The 24440-nt window shown below is 74.5% G+C and carries 23 protein-coding genes and 1 riboswitch; of the genes, 6 read left to right on the top strand and 17 right to left on the bottom strand.

Going from position 1 to position 24440, the window contains the following annotated elements:
• The first annotated feature begins 63 nt into the window (after window positions 1-63).
• Window positions 64-699, top strand: a complete 636-nt coding sequence (locus tag ACFTZA_RS09845; RefSeq protein WP_378193510.1) for a putative glycolipid-binding domain-containing protein — start codon at window positions 64-66, stop codon at window positions 697-699.
• Between the two features lie 8 nt (window positions 700-707).
• On the opposite strand, the gene arfB is transcribed toward ACFTZA_RS09845, so the two are convergent.
• The 3 genes from arfB to ACFTZA_RS09830 are packed head-to-tail and all read right to left on the bottom strand — an operon-like array spanning window position 708 to window position 2623.
• A complete protein-coding gene (gene arfB, locus ACFTZA_RS09840) occupies window positions 708-1145 on the bottom strand; it encodes an alternative ribosome rescue aminoacyl-tRNA hydrolase ArfB (RefSeq protein ID WP_378193507.1) in 438 nt (145 codons plus the stop codon).
• Between the two features lie 33 nt (window positions 1146-1178).
• The gene (locus ACFTZA_RS09835) at window positions 1179-1949 is read right to left on the bottom strand and encodes a hypothetical protein (RefSeq protein ID WP_378193504.1); all 771 of its coding nucleotides are present in this window, start codon (window positions 1947-1949) and stop codon (window positions 1179-1181) included.
• Complete coding sequence (locus ACFTZA_RS09830) at window positions 1946-2623, bottom strand: SigE family RNA polymerase sigma factor (RefSeq protein ID WP_378193501.1); 678 nt, start codon at window positions 2621-2623, stop codon at window positions 1946-1948. Before ACFTZA_RS09830 ends, ACFTZA_RS09835 begins: the two co-directional genes overlap by 4 nt.
• Window positions 2624-2865: 242 nt before the next feature.
• On the opposite strand from ACFTZA_RS09830, the gene ACFTZA_RS09825 reads away from it, so the two are divergent.
• The gene (locus ACFTZA_RS09825) at window positions 2866-3492 is read left to right on the top strand and encodes a superoxide dismutase (protein WP_378193498.1); all 627 of its coding nucleotides are present in this window, start codon (window positions 2866-2868) and stop codon (window positions 3490-3492) included.
• Between the two features lie 324 nt (window positions 3493-3816).
• Window positions 3817-4707 carry a septum formation family protein gene (locus tag ACFTZA_RS09820; RefSeq protein ID WP_378193496.1) on the top strand — a complete coding sequence of 297 codons (891 nt, stop codon included), beginning with the start codon at window positions 3817-3819 and terminating at the stop codon, window positions 4705-4707.
• A 40-nt stretch (window positions 4708-4747) separates the two neighbouring features.
• On the opposite strand, the gene ACFTZA_RS09815 is transcribed toward ACFTZA_RS09820, so the two are convergent.
• On the bottom strand, window positions 4748-5491 hold the full coding sequence (locus ACFTZA_RS09815; RefSeq protein WP_378193493.1) for an SDR family oxidoreductase: 744 nt from the start codon (window positions 5489-5491) through the stop codon (window positions 4748-4750).
• A gap of 165 nt (window positions 5492-5656) precedes the next feature.
• Entirely contained in the window at window positions 5657-6367 is a 711-nt protein-coding gene (locus tag ACFTZA_RS09810; protein ID WP_378193490.1) for a metal-dependent transcriptional regulator, read from the bottom strand.
• Window positions 6368-6608: 241 nt separating this feature from the next.
• Between ACFTZA_RS09810 and clpX the strand changes: the two genes are divergently transcribed.
• On the top strand, window positions 6609-7970 hold the full coding sequence (gene clpX, locus ACFTZA_RS09805; protein WP_378193487.1) for an ATP-dependent Clp protease ATP-binding subunit ClpX: 1362 nt from the start codon (window positions 6609-6611) through the stop codon (window positions 7968-7970).
• 164 nt (window positions 7971-8134) lie between these two features.
• Here clpX and ACFTZA_RS09800 read toward each other — a convergent pair whose 3' ends face one another.
• Complete coding sequence (locus tag ACFTZA_RS09800; protein WP_378193484.1) at window positions 8135-9964, bottom strand: lipase family protein; 1830 nt, start codon at window positions 9962-9964, stop codon at window positions 8135-8137.
• A gap of 71 nt (window positions 9965-10035) precedes the next feature.
• Between ACFTZA_RS09800 and ACFTZA_RS09795 the strand changes: the two genes are divergently transcribed.
• On the top strand, window positions 10036-10623 hold the full coding sequence (locus tag ACFTZA_RS09795) for an AAA family ATPase (RefSeq protein WP_378193480.1): 588 nt from the start codon (window positions 10036-10038) through the stop codon (window positions 10621-10623).
• Here ACFTZA_RS09795 and ACFTZA_RS09790 read toward each other — a convergent pair.
• The 8 genes from ACFTZA_RS09790 to ACFTZA_RS09755 all read right to left on the bottom strand — a co-directional run bounded on the left by ACFTZA_RS09790 (window position 10592) and on the right by ACFTZA_RS09755 (window position 20373).
• Window positions 10592-11020: a (deoxy)nucleoside triphosphate pyrophosphohydrolase gene (locus tag ACFTZA_RS09790; RefSeq protein WP_378193477.1), complete on the bottom strand. Its 429-nt coding sequence runs from the start codon at window positions 11018-11020 to the stop codon at window positions 10592-10594. The two genes, ACFTZA_RS09795 and ACFTZA_RS09790, sit on opposite strands and share 32 nt — an antisense overlap.
• A gap of 75 nt (window positions 11021-11095) precedes the next feature.
• Complete coding sequence (locus tag ACFTZA_RS09785) at window positions 11096-11323, bottom strand: LuxR C-terminal-related transcriptional regulator (protein WP_378193788.1); 228 nt, start codon at window positions 11321-11323, stop codon at window positions 11096-11098.
• A gap of 436 nt (window positions 11324-11759) precedes the next feature.
• Window positions 11760-12137 carry a glycine cleavage system protein GcvH gene (gcvH, locus tag ACFTZA_RS09780; protein ID WP_378193474.1) on the bottom strand — a complete coding sequence of 126 codons (378 nt, stop codon included), beginning with the start codon at window positions 12135-12137 and terminating at the stop codon, window positions 11760-11762.
• Between the two features lie 80 nt (window positions 12138-12217).
• Window positions 12218-13417, bottom strand: coding sequence for a glycine cleavage system aminomethyltransferase GcvT (gcvT, locus tag ACFTZA_RS09775; protein ID WP_378193471.1), 1200 nt, complete (start codon window positions 13415-13417; stop codon window positions 12218-12220).
• 91 nt (window positions 13418-13508) lie between these two features.
• Window positions 13509-16643 carry an aminomethyl-transferring glycine dehydrogenase subunit GcvPB gene (gcvPB, locus tag ACFTZA_RS09770; protein ID WP_378193785.1) on the bottom strand — a complete coding sequence of 1045 codons (3135 nt, stop codon included), beginning with the start codon at window positions 16641-16643 and terminating at the stop codon, window positions 13509-13511.
• A gap of 137 nt (window positions 16644-16780) precedes the next feature.
• Window positions 16781-16882: riboswitch (glycine riboswitch) on the bottom strand.
• Window positions 16883-16995: 113 nt separating this feature from the next.
• Complete coding sequence (locus tag ACFTZA_RS09765; RefSeq protein ID WP_378193468.1) at window positions 16996-17859, bottom strand: formate/nitrite transporter family protein; 864 nt, start codon at window positions 17857-17859, stop codon at window positions 16996-16998.
• Window positions 17860-18050: 191 nt separating this feature from the next.
• Window positions 18051-19433: a lactate dehydrogenase gene (locus tag ACFTZA_RS09760; RefSeq protein ID WP_378193465.1), complete on the bottom strand. Its 1383-nt coding sequence runs from the start codon at window positions 19431-19433 to the stop codon at window positions 18051-18053.
• A gap of 19 nt (window positions 19434-19452) precedes the next feature.
• Window positions 19453-20373, bottom strand: coding sequence for a LysR family transcriptional regulator (locus ACFTZA_RS09755; protein WP_378193462.1), 921 nt, complete (start codon window positions 20371-20373; stop codon window positions 19453-19455).
• A gap of 218 nt (window positions 20374-20591) precedes the next feature.
• Between ACFTZA_RS09755 and ACFTZA_RS09750 the strand changes: the two genes are divergently transcribed.
• Window positions 20592-20921, top strand: coding sequence for a hypothetical protein (locus ACFTZA_RS09750; RefSeq protein ID WP_378193460.1), 330 nt, complete (start codon window positions 20592-20594; stop codon window positions 20919-20921).
• Between the two features lie 22 nt (window positions 20922-20943).
• Here ACFTZA_RS09750 and ACFTZA_RS09745 read toward each other — a convergent pair whose 3' ends face one another.
• From ACFTZA_RS09745 to ACFTZA_RS09735, 3 genes are read right to left on the bottom strand one after another with little or no spacing between them, the layout of a single operon-like run.
• Window positions 20944-21813, bottom strand: a complete 870-nt coding sequence (locus ACFTZA_RS09745) for an endonuclease/exonuclease/phosphatase family protein (RefSeq protein WP_378193457.1) — start codon at window positions 21811-21813, stop codon at window positions 20944-20946.
• Window positions 21810-23000, bottom strand: coding sequence for an aminotransferase class I/II-fold pyridoxal phosphate-dependent enzyme (locus tag ACFTZA_RS09740; RefSeq protein WP_378193452.1), 1191 nt, complete (start codon window positions 22998-23000; stop codon window positions 21810-21812). The genes ACFTZA_RS09745 and ACFTZA_RS09740 overlap by 4 nt, the downstream gene beginning before the upstream one ends.
• A 52-nt stretch (window positions 23001-23052) precedes the next feature.
• The gene (locus tag ACFTZA_RS09735) at window positions 23053-24435 is read right to left on the bottom strand and encodes a polysaccharide deacetylase family protein (RefSeq protein WP_378193449.1); all 1383 of its coding nucleotides are present in this window, start codon (window positions 24433-24435) and stop codon (window positions 23053-23055) included.
• Window positions 24436-24440 lie beyond the last annotated feature (5 nt).

The raw sequence follows: 24440 nt of genomic DNA, 5'->3' as shown, positions 1-24440 counted from the left end.
CCAGCGTGGTCGGCGAGCCACACTGGGGGCGTCCGATCCACCGACGACGGCGGGAGACGGCTCGTGACGAACACACCCACCACCCGGCACGTCGCCTGGCGCGGTTGGGACGACGACCCCGACCGGCTCGAGGCGGCGACCGTCGTGCTGCACGACGACCACCTCGACGCGCTGGGGACGTCCCGGGCGTCGGGCTACGTCACGGCGTGGTCGCTGACGACCGGGCCCGGCTGGGTGACGCGGCGCCTGGAGGTGACGGCGCGCGGCGTCGGCTGGGCGCGGCACCTCGAGCTCGTCCGCGGGCCCGACGGCGCATGGCAGGTCCGCACGGACGCAACCGGCACGGTGCCCGACCACCTCGCCGCACCGGGCGTCGACGCGCCCGACGCGCTCGACGGCGCCCTCGACTGCGACATCGCGCTGTGCCCGGTGACGAACACGATGCCCATCCGGCGCCTCGGCCTGCTCGGCGACGACGCGCCCGCCGGCGAGACGACGCTCGTCATGGCGTGGGTCGACGTGCCCTCGCTGCGCGTCCTGCGCAGCGACCAGGTCTACGCCGCGCGGTCGCCGCTCGACCCCGCCACCGGGCGCGCCCTCGTCACGTACACGAGCGCGACGCGCGACTTCACCGCCGACCTCACCGTGGACGCGGACGGACTCGTCGTCGACTACCCGGAGCTCGCACGGCGCACCTGACCGCGCGCTCAGTCCTGCGGTGGCCGCCGCAGCCGCTTCGTCCCGGAACGCTGCTTCTTCGCGTCGAGGCGTCGCTGCACCGAACCCCGGGTCGGCCGCGTCGCCCGACGTCGCGGCCCGGGCGGGGCGAGCGCGTCGGCGACGAGCGCGGCGAGCCGCGCCCGGGCGGCGTCCCGGTTCCGCAGCTGTGCCCGGTGCTCCGACGCCGCGACGGTCAGCACTCCCCCGACCACGCGCCGCCCCAGCCGCTCCGTGACCCGCGCCCGCTGCACGGCCGTGAGGACGGCCGAGCCCGCGACGTCCCACGACAGCTCGACGCGCGAGTCCGCCGTGTTCACGCCCTGACCGCCTGGCCCTGACGAGCGCGAGAAGCGCCACGACAGCTCCGCCTCCGGGACGACCAGGGCGGACGTCACGCGCAAGCCGGGGCGGGCGTCGTCGGGCACGCGACCATCATGCCTGTGGCACGCCCCGGCTCGTCAGTCGTCGGCGAACGACAGCGAACCGAGCAGTCCGCGCACGATCTCCTCCCCGCGCACCGTGTCGGGGACGGACAGCACGAGGCCGTACCCGACGCCGCCCGCCTCGCGGACCTGCACCTGCACCTGGACGCCCGGCGTGCCGTCGACGACGAACGGCGTGCGCTGCACCACGACGTAGTCCGCACCCGGGACGGCGGCCGTCTCGACGGTCGCCTCCCACGTCCCCGCCGCCTCGGCGAGGTAGGCGTCGTCGGGCACCTGCCACGTGGCGTACCCCGTGCCGACCGAGACGTGCGCGTCCCCGGGCGTGCCAGGAGCGACGGCGTCGTCCGGGCCGGAGACCCACGCCCGGTAACGGGGCTGGTCCCGTGCTGGGTCGCTGTGCGGCCGCCACGACGACGGCAGCGCGTACAGGAGCCCCGCGAGCTCGTGCTCCTGCCACCCCTCGGGCACGCCGGGCACGACCCCGTCGACGCGCGGCAACTCGTCGGTGAGGACCTCGTCGCCGGCTCCCGTGGACGGCACGGGCGACGGCGCCACCTCGGCGGGGAAGGTCGTCAGCGGCTCGCGGACGCGATCGCCGACGCCCGGCGCGAGCACGACGGCACCTGCCAGGACGACCGCCGCGAGCGCGCCGCCGGCGGCAGAACGCCGCCGCCGTACGGTGCGGACGGCATGGCCCGCCATGCTCTCGGCGTCGAGCTCCGGGACGTCCACGTGCGCGGCCGCGTCACGCAGCCGGTCCACGAGCGGATCGGTGCGGGTCATGACGGTCTCCTCTCGGCGGTGGTCGTCCGGGACATGCGGGCGGTCGTACCACGGTCGGCGCCGGACGCCTCGGTGCGACGCCCGTGCGAGCGGGGCGCCTCGTCAACCGGTCCCCCGAGTGCGGCCCGCAGCCGGTCCAGCCCTCGCGCGGACTGCGACTTCACCGTCCCAGCAGGCACGCCGAGGGTCTGCGCGGTCTCCGCCTCGCTCAGGTCGAGCAGGAAGCGGAGCACGACGACCCGCCGCTGCTTCACGGGGAGCTCTGCGAGCGCCCGTACGACCCGGTCGCGGTCGGCCACGTGGGCGTCGGACGCCGGGGCCGTCCGCGCACCGGTGCCCCGCGCAGTGGGGTCGCCGGTGAGCTGCACGAGGTCGTGCGGGTCGACGGCGTGCTCGCGGCGCGTGCGGCGCCACGTGTCGACGCGCAGGTTCACGAGGACCTTCCGCGCGTACGCGAGCGGCGACCCGTCGCGGACCTTCCCCCACGAGCGGTACGTGCGCTCGAGGGTCTGCTGGACGAGGTCCTGCGCACGGTGCTGGTCGCCGCAGAGCATGTACGCGACGCGGTACAGGGTCGCGCCGTGCTCCCGCACGAACGCGGTGAACTCGTCGCGCGACGTCGCCCGGTCGCCACCGGGCACTACGACGACGTCGACCCTGCTCGCGTCGCTCACAGGCTCGCCGTCGGGATGGGTGTCATGACGACGTAGACGCAGCGGGCGTCGCCGAGGTTCCGCACCGGCCGGATTCTCCACCCGACGGGTTCGGCGGCGGCCGGGCAGCGGGGCTCGGACGGACCACGACGGCGAGCGCCGCACCGGTCCCGACCTGCGAGATCACACCGCGTCGCCCTTGACCTCGACCGTGGTCGAGGTCCTAGCGTGGCAGGACACCGACGGAAGGAACCTGAGGAACCATGCCTGCTTACACGCTGCCCGACCTGTCCTACGACTACGGTGCGCTCGAGCCGCACATCTCCGGGCGCATCATGGAGCTGCACCACTCCAAGCACCACCAGGCCTACGTCACCGGCGCCAACACCGCCCTCGACAAGCTCGCCGAGGCCCGCGAGTCCGGCGACTTCGCCGCCATCAACCTCCACGAGAAGAACCTCGCGTTCAACCTCGGCGGCCACGTCAACCACTCCGCCTTCTGGACCAATCTCTCCCCCGAGGGCGGCGGCGAGCCCACCGGCGAGATCGGCGCCGCGATCGACGAGCACTTCGGCTCCTTCGACGCCTTCAAGAAGCAGTTCGCCGCCGTCGCCGCCGGCGTCCAGGGCTCCGGCTGGGCCATCCTCGCCTGGGACTCCATCGGCCAGAAGCTCGTCACCGTCCAGCTCTACGACCAGCAGGGCAACATCGCCCTCGGCCTGACCCCCATCGTCCTGCTCGACGTGTGGGAGCACGCCTACTACCTCGACTACCAGAACGTGCGCGCCGACTACGTCACCGCCTGGTGGAACCTCGTCAACTGGTCCGACGCCGAGGCCCGCCTCCAGCGCGCCCGCACCCAGACCGCCGGGCTCATCGTCCCCGCCTGACACCCCGCCCCCGCACGCCCGGCCGTCGGAACGGGCGCGCAGCATCCCGGCACGACCGCCGAGCCCCGGGTTGTGTGCCGTTCGAGGCCTCGTACGGCACACAACCCGGGGTTCGGTGCGCCCGGTGGCGCACGACCCGGGGTTCAGCGCGCCCGGTGGCGCACGACCCGGGGTTCGGCACGTCCGGGGGTGAACATCGAGCGGTCCGGCGTCCCCGGCGGCCGGTGCCGTCGCCCGGTTCTGGTACAAATGCGTCGCACCGACGCCGCGCCTTCGGGACGAGCGCGTCCGCGCACCCGAACCCGACCACGAGCCGAGGCCAGCGTGACCGCACCCGATCCCGACCCCAACCCCTTCTCCCCGCCGCACGCGCCCACGGGCTCGGACGCGCCGACGGCCGCCGCACCGCGCCCGACGCCGCTGCCGCCCCCCGCGCCACTGCCGTCGCCGTCGCCGTCGCCGTCGCCGTACGAGGCTGCCGCTCCTCACCCCGGCGCCGCGCCCCGCGAGCCGTCGACCGGCTCCGGCTGGGTCATCGCCGCCTTCCTGCTGTTCTGGCCGCTCGGCATCCCGGCGCTGCTGGCCTCCCAGCGGGCGGCCCGTGCACTGGGCGCGCAGGACCTGCAGACGACGCGTCGGGAGTCCGAGCGGGCACGCTCCTGGGGCGTCGGCGCGGTCATCGTCGGGGCGGTGGCGTACGTCGGCTCGTGGGTCACGGTGGTGGTCCTGCTCGCGTCCGGGATCTTCGCCGTGTCGACCTTCTCGGAGACGGCGACCACGTCGGTGATCGACCTCGGCGCTCCGGGGTCCACGACGCCCGACGGCTCCGGCGTGGACTCGGCCCCGGAAGCGCTCGACACGGACATCCTCGACCTCGCGGTCGGCGACTGCGTCAGCACCACCGACCTCCCGGACACCGTCTTCACCGTTCCCGTCGTCCCGTGCGCGTCCGACCACCAGGCCGAGGTGTACGCGATCACCCACCTCGCGGCGGGCGACTTCCCCGGCGACGAGGGCGTCCAGGCGCTCGCCGAGGACTTCTGCTTCGAGGCGTTCGAGTCCTACGTCGGGCTTCCCTACGAGGACTCCGAGCTGTACGCCTGGTGGTTCTCGCCGACCGAGGAGAACTGGACGTGGGGCGACCGTTCGGTCCAGTGCTTCCTCGAGCCGCTCAGCGGCACGGTGACCGGGACGCTCGAGGGCGCCGCCCGCTGACCGGTGCACGGCCACCGCGCGACGCCCTCGGCGCGCAGGCTCACGCCTCTCGGGTCGCCAGCCACTGCGCGAAGGTCTGCGTGCCGAGCCGCGCGTCGGGACGGGGCAGCAGCGCGCCGCCCGCCATCGCGCGACCGAACGCGCCCGGGAACCGGAGCTCGAGGACGCGCTCGCGGCGTCGGTGGGCGGCGAGGTAGGCGCGCACCATGGCGGCGAGCCGCTCCTCCTGCGGACCGGCGATCTCGCCCGCGTCGCCCACGGGCTGCCCGAGCGCGACGTCGACGAGGGCGGCCGCGAGCTCGCGCGTCGAGACCGGCTGGGTGCGCATCCGCGGGACGAGCACCACGGGGCCGACCGCCGTCTGCTGCACGGTCTGCGCCGCGAACTCGTGGAACTGCGTCGCGCGCACGATGCTCCACGGCAACGGCCCGCCGCGCACCGCGCGCTCCTGCGCCAGCTTGCCCGCGTAGTAGCCGCCCGGCGCGGCGTCGACGCCGACGATCGACAGCGCGACGTGGTGGCGCACCCCGTCGCGACGTCCCGCCTCGAGCAGCGCGCCCGTCGTCGCGCCGAAGAAGGCCCGGGAACGGCGAGCCGACAGCGTCGTGACGTTGCCGACGTCGACCACGGCGTCCACACCGCGGAGGTCGAGACCGGTGCCGGCCACGAGGTCGACGCCGCGTGAACGACTGAGGACGAGCGGCTCGTGCCCGAGCTCGCGCAGCCGCGCGACGACGTGCGACCCGACCGTCCCGGTGCCGCCGGCGACCGCGACGCGCGTCATGCGGCCACGTCCGTGGCCGAGGTCGTCCCGCGCGCGCGGGACGCGGCGGCGAGGCCTCGAGCGGAGCCCGTGGGCGCGGGTGGCAGGGGCGTGAGCAGAGCTGATGTGGTGGTCATGCACACTCCGACAAGACAGCGCCCCCGGACGTGACACCCGTGTGAGCGGTCAGTCCACCGTCACGAAGAGGTGGCGCGCGACGTCGTCCGGGAGGTCGAGCACCGTCGCGGCACCCTCGCCCGACACCGTCGCACCGCCGAGCGCCGGCGTCACGACGAGCGGGCGGTGCGGGAAGACCCCGGCCTCCGCGAAGCGCGCGAGGAGCTCGTCGTCCACCTGGATCGGCTCGGCGATGCGCTGGAGCACGACGCGCGTCTCCTGCCCGACCGGGATGCGGTGTGCCGCGAGGTGGTTCGGCAGGGACGCGACGCCGTCGAGGTACTGGACCTCCGGCAGGTCCTCGCCCAGCTCGCGCAAGCCCGGGATCGGGTTGCCGTAGGGGTCGTGCGCGGGGTGGTCGAGGAGCTGGATGAGGCGCCGCTCGACGAGGTCGCTCATGACGTGCTCCCACCGGCAGGCCTCGTTGTGCACGTGCTGCCAGTCGAGCTTGATGACGTCCGTGAGCAGGCGCTCGGCCAGGCGGTGCTTGCGCATGACCCGCACGGCCGTCTGCTGGCCGAGCTCGGTGAGCTCGAGCTGGCGGTCGCCGCCGACGACGACGAGCCCGTCGCGCTCCATGCGCGCGACCGTCTGGGACACCGTGGGGCCCGAGTGCCCGAGGCGCTCGGCGATGCGCGCGCGCAGCGGCGGGATGCCCTCCTCCTGGAGCTCGTAGATCGACTTCAGGTACATCTCGGTGGTGTCGATCAGGTCGGTCACGAGGCCTCCCGGCGGCGCGCAGGTGTGGTGAGACATCTTCTCTGGAACGGTTCCAGTCTATCGGCTGCGCGGACGCCCGACGTCGCCCGCGAGGCACGTGCAGCCGGTGCGTCGCGCAGGGTCGGGCACGGGTGGGTGAACGCCTCGCGGCACCGGCGTGCCGCGCCCGGCGGTCCACCGGCCGTGGGGGCGGCGGAGGCTACGATCGGCGCTCTCGGTACCGACCCGACCGGAGGTTCTCGTGGCACCCACCGACGGCAGCGGCCCGAGCGGCGACCGCCCTCGCCGCCCCCGCGCCGCCGAGACGCTCACCTGCTCGTTCTGCGGCAAGTCGCAGAAGCAGGTCAAGCGGCTCATCGCCGGCCCCGCGGGCGTCTTCATCTGCGACGAGTGCGTCGCGCTCTGCCTCGAGATGATCGAGGAGGACCGCGAGCCGGAGACGACCGACGTCGCCGCCGGGGACGGCCGCCTGCCCACGCCACACGAGATCTTCGCCCACCTCAGCACGTACGTCGTCGGTCAGGACCCGGCGAAGCGCGCGCTCGCCGTCGCCGTCCACAACCACTACAAGCGCATCCGCGCCGCCGCGGCCGCCGCGGAGGCCGCCGAGGCCGGGGACGGCGCGCCCGACGACGGACTCGACGACGTCGAGCTGGCGAAGTCGAACATCTTGCTGATCGGTCCGACGGGGACGGGTAAGACGTATCTGGCGCAGACGTTGGCGCGGATGTTGAACGTGCCGTTCGCGATCGCGGACGCGACGGCGTTGACGGAGGCGGGGTACGTCGGTGAGGACGTGGAGAACATCCTGCTGAAGCTGGTGCAGGCGGCGGACTTCGACGTGAAGAAGGCCGAGCAGGGCATCATCTACATCGACGAGATCGACAAGGTGGCGCGCAAGGCGGAGAACCCCTCGATCACGCGGGACGTCTCGGGTGAGGGTGTGCAGCAGGCGTTGCTGAAGATCATCGAGGGCACGAGCGCGTCGGTGCCGCCGCAGGGTGGGCGCAAGCACCCGCACCAGGAGTTCATCCAGGTCGACACCTCGAACGTGCTGTTCATCGTGGCGGGGGCGTTCGCGGGGTTGGACGACATCGTGGCGGCGCGGGCGCGCAAGCGGGGTGTGGGGTTCGGGGCGCCGATCGACACGGGGGCGGGGGAGGACCTGTTCGCGCAGGTGCTGCCCGAGGACCTGCACCGGTACGGGTTGATCCCGGAGTTCATCGGGCGTCTGCCGGTGATCGCGTCGGTGGGGGCGTTGGACCGTGACGCGTTGGTGCGGATCCTGACACAGCCGAAGAACGCGCTGGTGCGTCAGTACCAGCGGATGTTCGCGATCGACGGGGTGGAGCTGGAGTTCACCGAGACCGCGGTCGAGGCGGTGGCCGAGCAGGCGCTGCTGCGCGGGACCGGGGCCCGGGGGCTGCGCGCGATCATGGAGGAGGTGCTGCAGCAGGTCATGTTCGACGTGCCGTCCCGTGATGACGTGGAGAAGGTCGTGATCACCCGCGAGGTCGTGCTCGACAACGTCAACCCGACCCTGGTGCCGCGCACCACCACCACCGCCGCTCGCTCCCGCACGCCGCGGGAGAAGTCCGCCTGACCCGTCCGCACCGAGCACGACGTCGGTGCCGTTCTGCGTGCGATCACGGCACCGAGGTCGTGGTCGACGGCGAGGAGTCGCGTGGTCGCGTCCGGTCGTGTCGAGGACGAAGTGCCGGACGACCGGGATCGTCGCAGCCATGGGACCCAGCGCGCCGTGCCGGCTCAGCTCGCGCACGTGGGCGTCGGGGCCACTCCCGCGAACCGGTCCTCCGTCCAGCGCAGCAGCTCGGAGACGAGCGGCGAGTCCGCCTCCACGAGGCCCACGTGGTCCCGGCCGTCGTACCGTCGGTAGTCGACCGGCTGCCCCGTGGAGCACCGCGTGCCGACGTACGCGTCCTGGGCGCCGGGAAGCACGAGCGGATCGGCGCTGCCCTGGGCGATCAGCAGGGGCGCCGGCACCGGGCCGGTCGGGACGTTCTCGGCCAGCCGGTCGCCGAAGGCCCCGGCCGTGGGGTCGCCCGTCCACAGGGGCTGGTCCATCGCGAGGGCCTCCGCCACGGAGACGAGCGCGCCCGGCTCCGCGAGGCACCGGGTCGCCATCTCGCGCACGACCAGCCGCCCTCCCGGGCGCACCAGCCCGTAGGGATCGGTCTCCGGGTACGTGGCGTCGTACGCGGCGAGCACGTACGACGCGAAGATGCTCCCGCCCTCTACACTCTCGAGCGTGCCGACGAGGCCGGGCAGGTCGCTCGCCGGGGCGAGCGCGGCGACGCCCCCGAGCGGGACGTCCGGCGCGTAGTCCGGCGCGAGCTGCCCCGTCCACAGGGCGGCGTGACCGCCCTGCGAGTGACCCCAGACGACGGTGCGCTCGTCGAGGGTCAGGTCGTCGAGGTCGCGCGCGGCACGGACCGCGTCGAGCACCGACCGCCCCTCCCCCTGTCCCACGAGGTACGGGTGCGGGCCCGCGGTGCCGAGGCCCACGTAGTCGGTCGCGACGAGCGCCCACCCGCGGGCGAGCACGTCGTCGAGCAGGAAGAAGGCGCCGGACTCGAACGGCTCGTCGAGCACCGACGGTGCGCAGCCTCGCGCGTACCCGGTGGTCCCGTGGGCCCACGCGATCACGGGCGGGGGCGCGGCGTCGTCGGGCAGGTCGGGGACGACGACGATCCCGCTGGCCAGCGCCGGGTCGTCGTCGCCGCGCGTCGTCGTGTGGAGGATGCGCCACGCCGTGGCGCCGTCCGGGACGGCACGGGTGAACGGCTCGGCGCGCACCAGCCGCCCGGGTTCGTCGGGCACGGACGCGGGCGGGTCGTAGAACGCGTCCGGACGGGGGACGCCGCGCTGGATGCCGGCGCTGACGACGGCGAGCGACGCTGCGAGGAGCAGCGCCCCGGCGGCCCCGAGGACCGCGCCTCGACCCCGCCGTCGGACGCGCGGCCGCTCGGCGCCGGCGAGCTCGTCGGCGTCGGCACCGCGGCGACGCAGCCCTGCGACGACGAGGCGCACGCCGAGCAGGACGAGGCGGACGCCGAACGCGACCGCGACGACGAGCACGGTGACGTCGGGCCAGGCGAGCGCGAGGAGCCCGAGGACGACGCTCGCGACCCCGAGCAGCACCGGGACCCACCGGTCGGCACCGCGCTGCAGCAGACCCTCGGCGACGTCCAGCGCGCCGGCGACCACCAGGCCGAGGCCCACGAGCACCGTCACGACGACGAGCGACGGCCCGGGCCAGACGAGCACGGCCACGGCGAGGGCGAGGAAGGCGAGGCCACGCGCCCCGCGGAACCGGCGGCGCCGGCCGGTGCCCTCGGCGGGCGGGGCCTCCCCCGTACGCGTCGGCGAGGGATCGCCGACGAGCTCCGCGACGCCGAGCACCGCCGCACCGACCACCACGACCGCGACGAGGAGCGCGAGCGAGGCGAAGGGCCGCAGCACGACGACGGCGCCCAGGACCGTGCAGACGACGCCGAGCGTGACGGGCACGGCCGGAGGGACTCGCTCGTCGGCGTCGCGCAGCCAGGCGCGCGCCCTGTCGGCGAACCGGCTCACGCGGCGAACGTAGCGGCCGGGCACGGCGGGCGCGCGCCGAGACCGCCGCGGTCCGGCGATAGGGTTCCGCGGTGACCGTTCTCGGACCGGACGACGACGTCGTCGCCCAGCTCGGCCTCGTGCCCCGTCGCGTCGCGGTGGCCGGGGTCTCCGGCTCCGGGAAGACGACGCTCGCCCGGCGCCTCGCAGAGCGGCTCGGCATCCCGCACACCGAGATCGACGCGCTCTACCACGGACCGGGATGGGTGCCGCGGCCGGAGTTCCTCGACGACGTGCGCGCGTTCGTCGCGCGGGACGCGTTCGTCACGGAGTGGCAGTACAGGGCGGCCCGGCCGCTCGTGCTCGCGCGCACGGAGCTCCTGATCTGGCTCGACCTCCCGACGCACGTGACGATGCGGCAGGTGACGGGGCGCACGCTGCGGCGTTCGGTCACCCGTGAGGAGCTGTGGAACGGCAACGTCGAGCCACCGATCTGGCGGAACCTGCACAAGCCCGCGGAGGAGAACATCGTCCGGTGGGCCTGGGAGAAGCGCCACGCGTACCGCGGCCTGCCCGAGCGGGTGGCCCGCGAGGCCCCGCACGTCCTCGTGGTGCGCCTGCGCTCCCGCGCGGAGACGCACCGGTGGATCAGACGGCTTCCGGCGCGACCTGGCGCGTGAGCTCCTCGACGATGGGCACGTCGGCGTCGAGCCACGGGACGTCCAACCACTCCCCCGGCGCCAGCCACGCCAGCTCGTCGTGCTCGACCAGGGGCTGCGGGTCGCCGTCGACGACGCGCGCGAACCACAGGCGCATGACGTGCCGGTCCGTGATCGCCCAGGTTCCGTGCTCAGGCCCGCCGATCTCCGCACCCAGCTCGACGCGCACGCCGAGCTCCTCGTGCAGCTCGCGGTGCAGCGCCTCCTCCGGCGTCTCGCCCGGGTCCACCTTCCCGCCGGGGAACTCCCACCGGCCGGACAGGTGCAGCGGGCGCGTCCGCCGTGCAGCGAGCAGCATCCGCGGCGACTCGAGGTCGTCCACGATCGCCGCCGCCACGACGAGTCTGCGCAGAGTCATACGCGGAGTCTCGCACGTCGGCCTGCCGCGCCGGCGTGGTGCCCGAAGCCAGGCTGGGCGTGGTCGGTCGGGTGGTCAGCGCAGGCCGGCGGCGCGTGCCCAGGCGACGGCCTCGGCGCGCGTCGACACCCCGAGCTTGCGGTAGAGGCTCCGCACCTGCGACTTCACGGTGTTGCGGGTGACGAAGAGCTTGCTGGCGATCTGCTCGAGGGTCACGTCCTCGGACAGGTTCGACAGGACGACGCGCTCGCGGCGGGTCAGCGGGGCCAGCGGCGTCGGCGCCGACGGAAAGGGGACCGCCATGGGGCGGACCAGCTCGATGGTGCTCATGTTCTCCTCCTGGTGCTCTCCGGTCACGTCATCCCCTCGTGGCGAGATCCGGTTGGTGCTACTGGAAGAGATGGGTGCGGGTGAGATTCATGACGCGACTTCGCGTCACGACCTTCGCGCGGGCCGCACATCGCACGCTCGGCGCGGTGCCACGACACGTCTGCCCAGGTCAGCGGGGTGGCCGGCGCCCACGGTTCGTCTCGTCGACGGACAAGGACGCGTCGGGGTGAGCGCGGATGACGCGAATCCGGGGGTGTGATCTACGTCACACTCTGCCTTGCGGTCGCCCGTCGTCAGGGTCGGTTCAGCGGCCCACGAGGTGCACGTCCGCGCGACCCGGCGTCGTCGCCGGGCCGGCGAGGCCGGTGGAGACCCGTGGTGCTCACGGGCCCCCCACCGGCCGGGAGGGTCACTCCGCGACGAGCGCCGCGTACTGCTCGGCCGTCAGCAGGTCACCCGTGGAGGTGACGTCGACCTTGAAGAGCCAGCCGTCCGTGTACGGGTCGGAGTTCACGACGGCCGGGTCGTCGACCGCCGCCTGGTTCACCTCGACGACGGTCCCCGTCACCGGGGAGAACAGCTCGGACACCGACTTGGTCGACTCGACCTCGCCGATCACGCTGCCGGCCGCGACGTCCGCGCCGACCTCCGGCAGCTCGAGGTACACGATGTCGCCGAGGGCCTCCGCAGCGGTCGAGGTGATGCCGACGACGGCAGGGTCGGACCCGTCGACCCACTCGTGCTCGGCGGTGTACTGCAGGTGCGACGGGAACTGGGCGTCGGTCATGACGGGCTCCTTCAGGGGCGGTCACCGGACGGCGGGAACCGTGGCCGGCGACGTGGTCGGGGGACGTGGGCTGGGGACGGTCAGGGGCGCTGAGGACGACGGTAGAACGGGAGGGGCACGACCACCACGGGCTCGAGGCGGCCACGGACGTCGACCGCGAGCTCCGTGCCCTCGGCCGACAGCTCCGGCGTCACGTACGCCATGGCGATCGGGTACCCGAGCGTCGGCGACGGAGCCCCCGAGGTCACCGATCCCACGCGCGGCGCCTCTCCCCCACCGCGCGGCAGCACCACCCCGTAGCCGGCACGGGCCGGACGACGGCCCACGCCCCGCAGCCCCACCAGGACGCGCGGGGGCGGCGACGCCTTGCGGGCGGCGAGCGCGTCCCGGCCGACGAACGGCAGCGGCGCGCCGTCCGCCGCGGTCTTGTCGAGCTTCACGACGCGCCCGAGGCCCGCCTCGTAGGGCGTGGTGGTGGTGTCGAGCTCGTGCCCGTACAGCGGCATCCCGGCCTCGAGCCGCAGCGAGTCGCGTGCCGAGAGGCCGGCAGGGACGAGCCCGTGCGGGCGGCCCGCGGCGAGCACCGTGCGCCACAGCGCGGACGCGCGACCCGTCGGGACGAACAGCTCGAAGCCGTCCTCCCCCGTGTAGCCCGTGCGGGCGACGAGCGCGTCCAGCGCGCCGTCGTCGACCGTCAGCGTGACCGTCGCCGCCGCGTAGTACTTCATGTTCCGGATCGTCTGTACGCCACCGGCCTCACCTGTGGAGTCCTGTCTCCGCTCGACCAGCGCCGCGACGATCTCCTCCGCGAGGGGCCCCTGAACCGCGACGAGCGCGGTCTCGCTCCCCCGGTCCGTGACGACGGCGTCGAGACCGGCGGCGCGGTCGACGAGCTCGCGCGCGACGAGGTCCGCGTTGCCCGCGTTCGCGACGACGAGGAAGCGCTCGTCCTCGAGCCGGTAGACGACGAGGTCGTCGAGCACGGACCCGTCCTCGGCGCACAGCATGGTGTACCGGGCCCGGCCGACCGCGACCGCGGAGAGGTGCCCGACGAGCGCGCGGTCCAGCGCGGCAGCCGCCTCCGGGCCGACGACCTCGATCTCGCCCATGTGGGACAGGTCGAAGAGGCCGGCGGCCTCACGCACCGACCGGTGCTCCGCCAGGTCGGAGGTGTAGCGCAGCGGCATCTGCCAGCCGCCGAAGCTCGTGAGGTGCGCGCCGAGCGCGACGTGCTCGTCGTGCAGCGGGCTGAGCCTCTCGGCCGTGGGCTCGGTGGTCATGCGAGGTCCTCTCTGGACTTGTCAGCGCCGTACGTCGTCCGGGTGACGCACGGCGCTGACACGGTGGGACGTGCGTCGGGGTGTCAGCAGCTCAGGACAGCAGGACGGCCTGTGGCGCTGACACGTAGGACTCGATCGGCGGGCACGAGCACACGAGGTTGCGGTCGCCGCGCGCGCCGTCGATGCGACGGACCGGCGGCCAGTACTTCGCCGCGCGGAGGCTCGCGACGGGGTAGGCCGCGAGCTCGCGCGAGTACGGCTTCTCCCACGTGTCCGCGGTGAGGGCCGCAGCGGTGTGCGGCGCGCCGCGCAACGGCGACTCCTCCACCGACCACCGGCCCGACGCCACCGCGTCGATCTCGCCGCGGATCGCGACGAGCGCGTCGACGAAGCGGTCCAGCTCGGCGAGGTCCTCGCTCTCCGTCGGCTCGACCATGAGCGTGCCCGCGACGGGGAACGACAGCGTCGGCGCGTGGAAGCCGTAGTCCATGAGCCGCTTCGCGACGTCCTCGGCCGTCACGCCCGTCTCCGCCGTGATGCGGCGCAGGTCGAGGATGCACTCGTGCGCCACGAGCCCACCCGGGCCCGTGTACAGGACCGGGAAGTGGTGGCGCAGCCGCGAGGCCACGTAGTTGGCGGTGAGGACCGCGACCTTCGTCGCCTCCGTCAGCCCGTCAGGGCCCATGAGCGCGACGTACGCGTACGAGATCGGCAGGATGCCCGCCGAGCCGAACCGCGTCGCCGAGACGGGCGTGGCCGACGGCGCCGCGGCGAGCGGGTCCCCCGGGAGGAAGGGCACGAGGTGCTCGGCCACCGCGACCGGCCCGACGCCGGGCCCGCCGCCGCCGTGCGGGATGCAGAACGTCTTGTGCAGGTTCAGGTGCGAGACGTCGCCCCCGAACTCCCCCGGCCGCGCCAGCCCGACGAGCGCGTTGAGGTTCGCACCGTCGATGTACACCTGCCCACCGGCCTTATGTACCAGGTCGCACACCTCACGCACGTGCTCCTCGTACACGCCGTGCGTCGACGGGTACGTGATCATGATCGCCGCGACCCGCGGGCCGTGGTCCGCCAGCTTCGCGCGCAGGTCGTCGAGCAGGACCTCGCCGTTTGGCGCCGTCGCCACGACCTCCACCTTCAGGCCGGCCAGCGCCGCCGACGCCGCGTTCGTCCCGTGCGCCGACGCCGGGATGAGGCAGACGTCCCGGCCGTCGTCACCGCGCGACACGTGGTACTCGCGGATCGCCAGCAGGCCCGCGAGCTCGCCCTGCGAGCCCGCGTTCGGCTGCACGGACACCCCCGCGTAGCCCGTGATCTCCGCCAGCGCCGACTCCAGGCCGTCGATCAGCTCCGCGTACCCCCGCGCCTGGTCCGCCGGCACGAACGGGTGCAGGTCCGCGAACCCCGGCCACGAGATGGCCTCCATCTCCGCCGTCGCGTTGAGCTTCATCGTGCACGAACCCAGCGGGATCATCGTGCGGTCCAGCGCCAGGTCCTTGTCCGACAGACGGCGCGCGTAGCGCAGCATCGCGGTCTCGGAGCGGTGCAGGTGGAACGTGGGGTGCTGGAGATACGTCGTCGTGCGTGTCGCCCAGGTCGGGAGGCTCGTGTGCGTGGTCGCGGCGGCGGGGGAGGCGACGTCGGTGCTCGGGCTGGCCGCGCCGTCGCCTCCCGCCGTCGGCTGTCCGTTCGTCCGCGCGGCTTCTACGCCCTTCGCATCCGACGTCGCCTCCCCCACCTCGTCAGCCGTCTCGCCGTTCGCCGCCGTCGCGGCGGCGGGCGCGACGCCGAAGGCCTTCAGGACCCTGGCGAGGGTCGCGGGGGTGGTGGTCTCGTCGCAGGCGATCTGTACGTGGTCGGCGTTCGGGTTGTACAGGTTGACGCCGGCCGCTGCCGCGGCCTCCACGATCGCGGTGGCTCGGCCCGGGACGACCGCGCGGACCGTGTCGAAGAAGACGTCGTGCTCCACCGTGACGCCACCCGCGCGGAGCGCCGCGGCGAGGCTCGTGGCGTGGGCGTGGATGCGCTCGGCGATCGCGCGCAGGCCGTCGGGGCCGTGGTAGACCGCGTACATCGACGCGACGATCGCGAGGAGCGCCTGCGCCGTGCAGATGTTGCTCGTCGCCTTCTCGCGGCGGATGTGCTGCTCGCGCGTCTGCAGGGCGAGGCGGTACGCCGTGTCGCCGTCCGCGTCGACCGAGACACCCACGAGACGGCCCGGCAGCGACCGCTCCAGTCCCTTGCGGACGGCCATGAACGCGGCGTGCGGGCCGCCGTAGAACAGCGGCACGCCGAAACGCTGCGCGGAGCCGACCGACACGTCGGCGCCGAGCTCCGCGGGCGACGTGAGCAGGGTCAGCGCCAGCAGGTCCGCCGCGACGGTGACGAGCGCGCCCGCCTCCTTCGCCTCGGCGACGACCGGCGCCCAGTCCACGACGCGGCCCGACGCCCCGCACTGCTGCACGACGACGCCCACGAGCGCCGCTTCTTCCGCCACGTCCGCAGGGAAGCGGCCCGCGCCGCGCGCCGCGTCCAGGCCGGCCGCGAGCCCGCCGGAGAGGTCGGCGACGACGACCGGCAGGCCGACCGCCCGCGCACGCCCCAGGGTGACGGCGAGCGTCTGGGGGAACAGGTCGGCGTCGACCACCACGTAGCCCGTCTTCGCGCGCGACGCGCGCCACATGAGCGCGACGGCCTCGGCGACGGCCGTGGCCTCGTCGAGGAGCGAGGCGTTCGCGACGTCGAGGCCGGTGAGGTCCTCGACGACCTGCTGGAAGTTGAGGAGCGCCTCGAGGCGACCCTGCGAGATCTCCGGCTGGTAGGGCGTGTACGCCGTGTACCAGGCGGGGGACTCGAGGACGTTGCGGCGGATCACCGGGGGAGTGACGGTGCCGTAGTAGCCGAGCCCGATCATCTGCGTCTTGACGACGTTCTTCGCCGCGAGCCCGCGCAGGTGGTCGAGCACCTCCGACTCGGTGCGCGCGGCGGGCAGGTCGAGCGGCCGGTCGGTGCGGATCGAGGCGGGCACCGCCGCGTCGACGAGCGCGTCGAGGGACTCGTGGCCGAGCTGGTCGAGCATGACCTGGATCTCGCGGCCGCGCGGTCCGACGTGGCGCGGGGCGAAGGCACCCGTGGCGGCGGCGTGCGGGGCGGCAGGATCGAACGACTGGGTCACGGGGACCTCCGGTGGCGGGGGACGACGGCGGGTCCCTCCCCGCTCTGTCATCGGACGCACGCGTCGACCTGAGAGTTTTGCCGGTCCGCCATGCCCTCGTGAGGGCCGGGGCGCGCCGGCTTGCACCGTCGGTGGGGCGCACGGGGCTGCCCACAGGGCAGACGGGTGCGACCGCTTTCCAGAGTTGCCTCGCCGCGACGGTACGTGGGCCTGAGAGATTCCCGGGGAGGACTTGCTCCTTCGGCGCCACCCCGGTCGTGGACCGGGGCGAGCTCTCCCGTCGTGGTTCGGGCGGCACGGTGGCCCGCCCGTGCGAGGACGGACGGACCACCGGTGAAGCGTGAAGTTGTGCGGCCATCCTACCGGCGGCGGGACGTGGCCGCGGCGGGCCGCGCGGCCGCCGTCAGACCCGGTCCCCGACGAGCTCGCGGGTCTCCGGCACGGCGTCGGTCGGGGCGGCCGCGGACCGGCGCGCGTGCGGCCGCCCGTGGGTGAGGTAGAGCGGGAGGCCGGTGAGCAGCAGCCCGCCCACGAGGTTGCCGAGCACGGTCGGGATCTCGTTCCACACGAGGTAGTCCATGACCGTGAACTGACCGCCGAGCAGCAGGCCCGACGGGAACAGGAACATGTTGACGATCGAGTGCTCGAAGCTCATGAAGAAGAACAGCATGATCGGCATCCACATGGCGATCGCCTTGCCCGGCACGTCCTTGGCGATCATCGCCCCGACGACGCCCATCGACACCATCCAGTTGCAGAGCATGCCGCGCACGAACAGCGTGAGCATGCCCGACGCCCCGTGCTCGGCGTAGCCGACGGTGCGCCCCTCACCGATGTGGCCGATCGCCTGCCCGACCTCGTTCGGCGGGGTGTCGAAGCCGTACGTCACGACGATCGCCATCATCACGGCGACGGCGAACGCGCCGAGGAAGTTCCCGACGAACACCAGGCCCCAGTTGCGCAGCAGCGCCCGCAGCGTGACGCCGGGGCGCTTGTCGAGCCACGCGAGGGGGCCGAGGACGAACATGCCGGTGAGCAGGTCGTACCCGAGCAGGTACAGCATGATGAAGCCGACGGGGAAGAGGATCGCGCCCAGGATCGCGTGCCCGGTCGTGACGGTCACGGTCACGGCGAACGCGGCGGCGATCGCGAGGATCGCCCCGCCCATCGTGGAGCGGACGAGCGTGTCGCGGGTCGACAGCAGGACCTTGCTGGCGCCGGCGTCCACGAGGGTCGGGACGAGCTCGGCGGGCTTGACGTAGGACATGGGCACGGCTCCGGGGGAGAGGTCGACGGTGGCCAGCCGCGGTGCGGCGTCGTCGACGCTAGGGGTCGGCCGTTTCCCCGCCGTGTCCCCGTGCGCGCCGTCGCGTTACGGTCTGCGCTCAGGGGCCCGGGCCTCGCTGTGAGAACGGCGCACGCCGCTCGTGCACGCGCCACCCGCGCGGCTGGTGCTGGTCAGGCCTCGCGCACGACGACGGAGCGCACCGTCGCGAGGCGGCCCACCGCGCGCTCGAGCGCGCGGGTCCGGCGCCCGGTCGCGCGGAAGGTGACGTCGATGCGGCCGACGCGGCCGCCGTCGTCGGCCGGGGTGGTGGCGAGCGAGTCGAAGCTCACGCCGCGCGTGGAGAAGACGCCCGTGAGCGCGGTGAGCGTGCCGGGCTGGTCGAGGCCGTGCACGGTCGCGACCCAGTCGCGCTCGCCGCGCGCCGCGGTGCCGGTGCCTGACGGGGACGCCTCGGGCTCCGCACCCGCCGCCGGGGCGGTCGCGGAGAGCATCCGGCCGACGCCGTCCGCCGCCTCGGCGAGGCGGCGCGCCTCGTCGTCGGGCAGCTCGTCGAGGAGCACGCGCGTCCAGCCCTCCGGGCCGAGCACGAGCGGGACGCCGAGGACGCCGCGGAACGGCGACGGCTCACCACCGCGGCCGTCCGCGAGCGCGACCTCGCCGTCGAGCGCGACCTGACCGGCGACGACGATCTCGCGGCCGTCGAGCACGGTGTCGACGAGGTCGACCGTCGCGCTCGCCGTCCCCGCCGGCGTCTTGGCGCCCGACTGGTGCGTCATCCAGGGGCGCGTGACGGCCCGCAGGTCGGGGGGCCACGTGTCGATGAGGTCGAACGCGGCGCCCATGTCCTCCACGGCGACGGCCGCCAGCTCGCGCTTCGCGGCGGCGATCTCGGCGGGCAGCGCGTCGAGCGTGCGGCCACGGCGCAGCGTGTCGACGGCGCGCCGGCGTTCGCTGAGGTCGAGCCCGCTGACCCGGACGGTGGACCAGAGCGGCACGGCGTCCTCCCCGTGCTGACCGGCGACGAACCCGCCCACGCGGTGGCGCCGCACGCCGAGCTCGAGCGCGACCTCGCGCCGGAACCGCAGCGTGTCGAGCCAGGCGCCCATGCCGATCACGCGGCGACGGCCGAGGCGCTCGGCCATGACCGCGACACCGAGCTCGACGGGGTTCGTCACGACGATCACGACCTCGTGGCCGGACCCGTGGCGGGCGATGGCGTCGGCGTGCTCGGCGAGGACGGCGCGGTTCGTCTCGGCGAGAAGGCGGCGGTCCGGGTCGGCCCCGGCGCGCGCGGGGGCGGTGATCCCGGCGGCGACCACCACGACGTCGGCCGCGACGTCCGCGGGGGAGTGGGCGACGTCGAGCAGCGGGGCGTGCTCGTCGTAGGCGTCGACGAGGTCGGCGCGCAGGCCGTGGACGGCCCGTGCCGACGCCCCGCCCGCCCGTCCCACGAGCTGGAGGCGCGACGTGGGCGGCAGGACCTGCCGTTCGACGAGCTGCGTGCACACCTGGCGGCCGACGTCTCCCGTCGCGCCGATCACCGCTACGTCCACCCCGGCAGCGTACGACCGGTCAGGCGAACGTGATCTCCGCGGCCGCCTCGACCATGGCGTCGAGCACGGCGCCGACGACCGGCCGCGGCTCGTGGCGGGTCGCGCGGTGGCGGGCCACGAGCCGGCGGGAGCCGAGGCCGGGGAGCCCGACGACGGTGACCCCCTCGGGCACCTCGTCGGCCGCGCCGCCCTCGACGGCGAGCGCGGGCAGCATCGCCACGCCGAGCCCGGCGGCGACGAGAGAGAGCGCGACGTCGAAGTCGTAGTAGAGGTGCTGGGTGCGCAGCGAGCCGCCGAGGCCGTGCGCGAGACGGCTGAGGGCACGCGCCGCCGCGGTGTGGGGCTGGGCGGCGAGCCAGACGGCGTCGCGCACGTCGTCGAGCCGCGTGGGCGTCGGCATCGTGGCGGGCACGACGAGGCGCCACGGTTCCTCGAGGAGGACGACCTCGTGGGTGCCGCGGGGCGCGGGGGTCTCCGCGGCCTCGAAGTCGCGCTCCAGCAGCACGACGTCGAGCTCGCCCGCCCGCAGCAGCCGCAGCGCCTCGGCGGGCTCGCGCTCCTGGATGCTGAGCTCGACGCCGGGCGACTCCTCGGCGATGCGCAGGGCGACCGGCGCGACGACCGCCCGGATGGCGGACTGGAACGCCCCGAGCGTCACCCGGCCCGTCACCTCGTCGCCCAGGGCGGCGAGCTCCTTGCGCGCCTCGACGAGCTCGGTCTCGATGCGTTCGGCCACGTCGGCGAGCACGCGGCCCGCCGGTGTGAGGGTCACGCCGCGCGGTCCGCGGTCGAGCACCGTCACCCCCTCCTCGGCCTCGAGACGCTGGATCTGCTGGGACACCGCGGACGGCGTCACCGATAGGAGATCCGCGGCCGCGAGCACACCTCCACCGCGGTGGACGGCAAGGAGAAAGGCAAGCCTGCGTGGGTCCGTAGCCATGTAGCCATACTAAACGGCCACTCAAGAAACGTTCGATTGTGCTGAACGTCGGGAAGCCCCACACTGGTCGTGGCGCCGATCGGCACTCCTCCAACCGTGGGGTCGGCGCCAGACCGACGTCCCACCCCCGCGCCACCAGCCACGTGCCCGGAGCGCACAGCCACCGCAGCGTCGCGGAACCCTCTCCACCCACCCCTTCGTTGCACCCGGAGTTCGCTGTGCTCATCACCCTCGACACCTTCGTCATGATCCTCGGTTGGGTCGGCGCCGGCGCCGGCGTCATCGCCTACGGCATGGTCAGCCGCGGCCGCTGGACGCCGTCCTCGGCGCACTTCCAGCTCACCAACCTCGGGGCGGCCGGCCTCATGGGTCTCGTCGCCGCGACGAACGGCGTGTGGCCGTCGGTGTTCGCGAACCTCGTGTGGATCGTCATCGGCGTGCAGGCCGTCGTCCTGCTCGTCCGGGCCCGCCGTCGCCGCCTCGCGGAGGTTGTCGAGGTCGCCGACGTCGCCGAGCCCGCGCTCAAGGACGTCGAGCTCGCCGCCTGACCTCGCGCTCGGGCCGAGGCCGTCAGCCCTGCTCGCCCACCGGCTCCACGGCGACGTCCACGACGAGCGCGCGGTGGTCCGACAGTCCCGTGTCGACGGCGACGGCCGGGCCCGCCAGGACGAACCGAACGCCAGCCCCCGGGTCCGCGAGCACGTGGTCGATCTGGCGCACCGGGTCGTCGACCGGGTGCGTGAGGGCGTCGGCGAGCGGGGTGAACCCGCTCAGCTCCGCCGGCTCGGGCGCCCGGAGGTTGAGGTCGCCGAGCAGCACGAGCGGGCGCGGCAGCCCGGCGCACGCGTCGACGAGCGCCCGGTACTGGTCGGCGGTGAACTCGGGGCGCGACGTCGTGTGCGTGCCGACGACCGTCAGAGGCCCCCACGGCGTGGCGACGCGGGCGGCGAGCGCCGTGCGCGGCTCGTCGGGGACGACGCGCACCGGCCACCGCGTGCCGGGCTTCCCGCGCCGGACCCGGGAGCGCCACGGCATGCGCGCGAGCTCGTGCCGCGTCCACCGCTCGACGGGGAACCGGCTGACGAGCCCGATCCCGTACGTCGGCACGCCGGTGACGCGCGGTGCGCCGCGGCCGCGCCGGGCGGCGCCGCGGTACGCGCCCAGGACGCCGCGCAGCGTGGGGGCGAGGTGCCAGTCGTCGGCGCGCATCGCCTCGGCGGCGACGGCGACCAGGTCGGCACGGTGGGAGCGGGGCGTGTCCCGCTCGACCTCCTGGAGCGCGAGCACGTCGGCGTCGAGGTGCGCGACGGCGCGCGCGAACCGCTCGACGTCGACGAGGCCGTCGAGCGACGAGCCGTGCCGCACGTTGTAGGTCGCGAGGCGCAGGGTGCCGGGCGTGCGCGGAGGGAGCGCGGAGGGATCGGTCGCCGGGTGGGTCACCGAGGCAGCGTGGCACGCCACGCGACGATCCGCTCGACGGCCTCGGCGACCGTCGTCGGTGCCGCGGCGAACGACAGGCGCACCCAGTCGCGGCCCGCGACGCCGTCGAAGTCGGTGCCGGGCGTGAGCGCGACCCCGGCCTCGGCGAGGAGCCGCTCGCACCACGTGACGGAGTCCATGCCGTCGGCGGAGACGTCGGCGTAGACGTAGAACGCGCCGTCGGCGGGCGCGACGCGTGACCAGCCGAGGTCGTCGAGGCGCGACAGCACGAGCTCGCGCGACGCCGCGTAGCGGCCGACGTTCTCCTCGGCGGCGGCGTAGCCCTCGGCGGTGAACGCCGCGACGCCCGCGTGCTGCGCGAGCGCGGGGGGCGACAGCGCGACGTTGCCCGCGAGCGCGTCGACCGGGGCGACGAGCTCGTCCGGCAGCACGAGCCACCCGAGGCGCCAGCCCGTCATCGCCCAGTACTTGGAGAACGAGCTGACGACGACCGCGCCGTCGCCGATGTGCCGGGCGGCGGTGGGCAGCGAGCGCTCCGCGTCGCCGTAGGCGATGCCGTGGTAGATCTCGTCGCTCACGAGACGCACGTCGTGCTCGGCGCACCAGCGGGCGACGGCGTCCAGCTCGTCGGGCAGGATCATCGTCCCGGTGGGGTTGGCGGGGCTCGCGACGACGAGACCGTCGAGACCGCCCTCGTAGTAGGCGCCCATGAGCTGCGACACCGTCGGCTGGTAGCGGGTGTCCGGGCCGCAGTCGAGCTCGACGACCTCGCAGCCCAGCGCGGCGAGGATGTTCTTGTAGGCGGGGTACCCGGGACGGGCGAGCGCGACGCGGTCGCCGACGTCGAACGCCGCGAGGAACGCGAGCAGGAACCCGCCGCTGGACCCGGTGGTGACGGCGACGCGCGCGGGGTCGACCTCGACGTCGTACCAGCGGCCGTAGTGCGCGGCGATCGCGCGCCGCAGCGCGGGCACGCCGAGCGCCTCCGTGTACCCGAGGTCGCCGCTCTCGAGCAGCTCGATCGCCCGCCGCCGCACGACGTCCGACGCCCCCGTCGCCGGCTCGCCCGCGCACAGGTTCAGCACCGACGCCCCCGCGTCGCGCAGGCGGTTCGCCTCGGCGAGCACCTCCATGACGGCGAACGGCGGCACGTGCGAGCGGCGGGAGACCTTGAGACGACGGCTCATGCGCCCATCATGCCGCCGCCATGCTCGCGGGCCACGCCCTCCGGCCGCGAGCTCAGGGCACGAGCAGGTCGACGGTGACGAGCCGGTAGCCCTGCTCGCGCAGGTCGTCGACGATCCCCGCGACCGCGTCGACGCTGGACGCGTGGATGTCGTGCAGGAGCACGACGCTGCCCGGCTCGACCTGCGCGGCGACGCGGCGCCGCGTCTCCTCCGCGTCGCGCGTGCGCCAGTCCTGGGTGTCGACGTCCCACAGCTCCACCCGGAGGCCGGCGCGGGTCGCGATCGAGCGCACGCGGTCGTCGACGTCGCCGTAGGGCGGGCGCAGGAACGTCGGCGTGGCCCCCGTCGCGTCCCGGATCGCGGTCTGGGTCCGCTCGAGCTGGTCGTCGATCTCGTCGTCGTCGAGGGTGGTGAGCCGCGGGTGGTCCCAGGAGTGGTTGGCGACGAGGTGGCCGCCCGCGACCACGGCCGCCGCGACCTCGGGGCGAGCGGCGACGTTGCGCCCGACCATGAAGAACGTCGCGGTCGCGCGCTTGTCGGCGAGGACCTGCAGCAGCCGTTCGGTCTCGTGGTCGGGCCCGTCGTCGAACGTGAGGGCGACGCACCTCTCCGCGGCGCAGTCGACGCCGGACGCCCGCCCCTGCGCGCGCCGCTCGGCGAGCGTGCGGGCGAGCCGGTCCGCCCAGACCGCCTCGGTGGCGGCGACGACGGCGTCCCGCAGGGCGACCGCGTCGGCGACGACGACGCCTCCGGCACCGGCGTCGAGCACCGCGTCCGCGTCCGCGAGCGCCGCGTCGAGCGCAGTGCGCGTGCCCTCGTCCGCGACGAGCCCGGCCGACTCCGTCAGGACCGGTCGGCCTGCCGTGACCGCGGTCTGCAGATGGTCGTAGGCCCACTGCCGCTGCGCGACGACGACCGCGGCCGACGACGCCGCGACGGCCTCCGCAGCGGCCGCGAGCTCGTCCGGTGCGGGCGTCGAGCCGGTGACGAGCACGAAGGAGCGCTCCGGTCGCGAGCCGGGGTGGAGCGGGTTGGGCCGCGTGAGCCCGTCCACGGTGCGCTCCTGGGTGGTCCACCCCGGCTCGGTGGTGCGGAGCCGCTCGCCGTCGTCGACGGCGTCCGCCAACGTCTCCCGCACGGCCGGGTCGGCCACCTGCCCGTCGCTCGCCGCGAGCACGGCACGGCCCTCGTCGAGCGCGCCCGTGAGCGCGGCGAGCGGCGCGACGAGCTCCTCCTCGGCCCGGGCACGCGCCGCCTCGGCACGCGCCGCCTCCTGCGCGACCGCGTCCTCGTAGCGCTCCACCGCGGCGACCCAGGTGCGGTGCTCGGCGCGCGCGACCAGCACGAGGGCGACCGCGACGAGCGCCACGACGACGGGGACGGCGGCCCACCACCACCGTCTCCGGTTCCGGCCCACGACCCGCGGGGTCGTCATGCTCC

Source organism: Cellulosimicrobium sp. NPDC057127, assembly GCF_042670945.1.
Classification (GTDB): domain Bacteria; phylum Actinomycetota; class Actinomycetes; order Actinomycetales; family Cellulomonadaceae; genus Cellulosimicrobium.
This window is presented reverse-complemented; position numbering and strand designations above follow the sequence as displayed.

Bases quoted from the DNA above. Each gene is read 5' to 3' on its own strand.
- ACFTZA_RS09835 (WP_378193504.1), bottom strand. From the start codon at position 1,949: ATGACCCGCACCGATCCGCTCGTGGACCGGCTGCGTGACGCGGCCGCG.
- ACFTZA_RS09825 (WP_378193498.1), top strand. From the start codon at position 2,866: ATGCCTGCTTACACGCTGCCCGACCTGTCCTACGACTACGGTGCGCTC.
- ACFTZA_RS09815 (WP_378193493.1), bottom strand. From the start codon at position 5,491: ATGACGCGCGTCGCGGTCGCCGGCGGCACCGGGACGGTCGGGTCGCAC.
- ACFTZA_RS09790 (WP_378193477.1), bottom strand. From the start codon at position 11,020: ATGACTCTGCGCAGACTCGTCGTGGCGGCGGCGATCGTGGACGACCTC.
- ACFTZA_RS09785 (WP_378193788.1), bottom strand. From the start codon at position 11,323: ATGGCGGTCCCCTTTCCGTCGGCGCCGACGCCGCTGGCCCCGCTGACC.
- gcvH (WP_378193474.1), bottom strand. From the start codon at position 12,137: ATGACCGACGCCCAGTTCCCGTCGCACCTGCAGTACACCGCCGAGCAC.
- gcvT (WP_378193471.1), bottom strand. From the start codon at position 13,417: ATGACCACCGAGCCCACGGCCGAGAGGCTCAGCCCGCTGCACGACGAG.
- gcvPB (WP_378193785.1), bottom strand. From the start codon at position 16,643: ATGACAGAGCGGGGAGGGACCCGCCGTCGTCCCCCGCCACCGGAGGTC.
- ACFTZA_RS09765 (WP_378193468.1), bottom strand. From the start codon at position 17,859: ATGTCCTACGTCAAGCCCGCCGAGCTCGTCCCGACCCTCGTGGACGCC.
- ACFTZA_RS09755 (WP_378193462.1), bottom strand. From the start codon at position 20,373: ATGGCTACGGACCCACGCAGGCTTGCCTTTCTCCTTGCCGTCCACCGC.
- ACFTZA_RS09740 (WP_378193452.1), bottom strand. From the start codon at position 23,000: ATGAGCCGTCGTCTCAAGGTCTCCCGCCGCTCGCACGTGCCGCCGTTC.
- ACFTZA_RS09735 (WP_378193449.1), bottom strand. From the start codon at position 24,435: ATGACGACCCCGCGGGTCGTGGGCCGGAACCGGAGACGGTGGTGGTGG.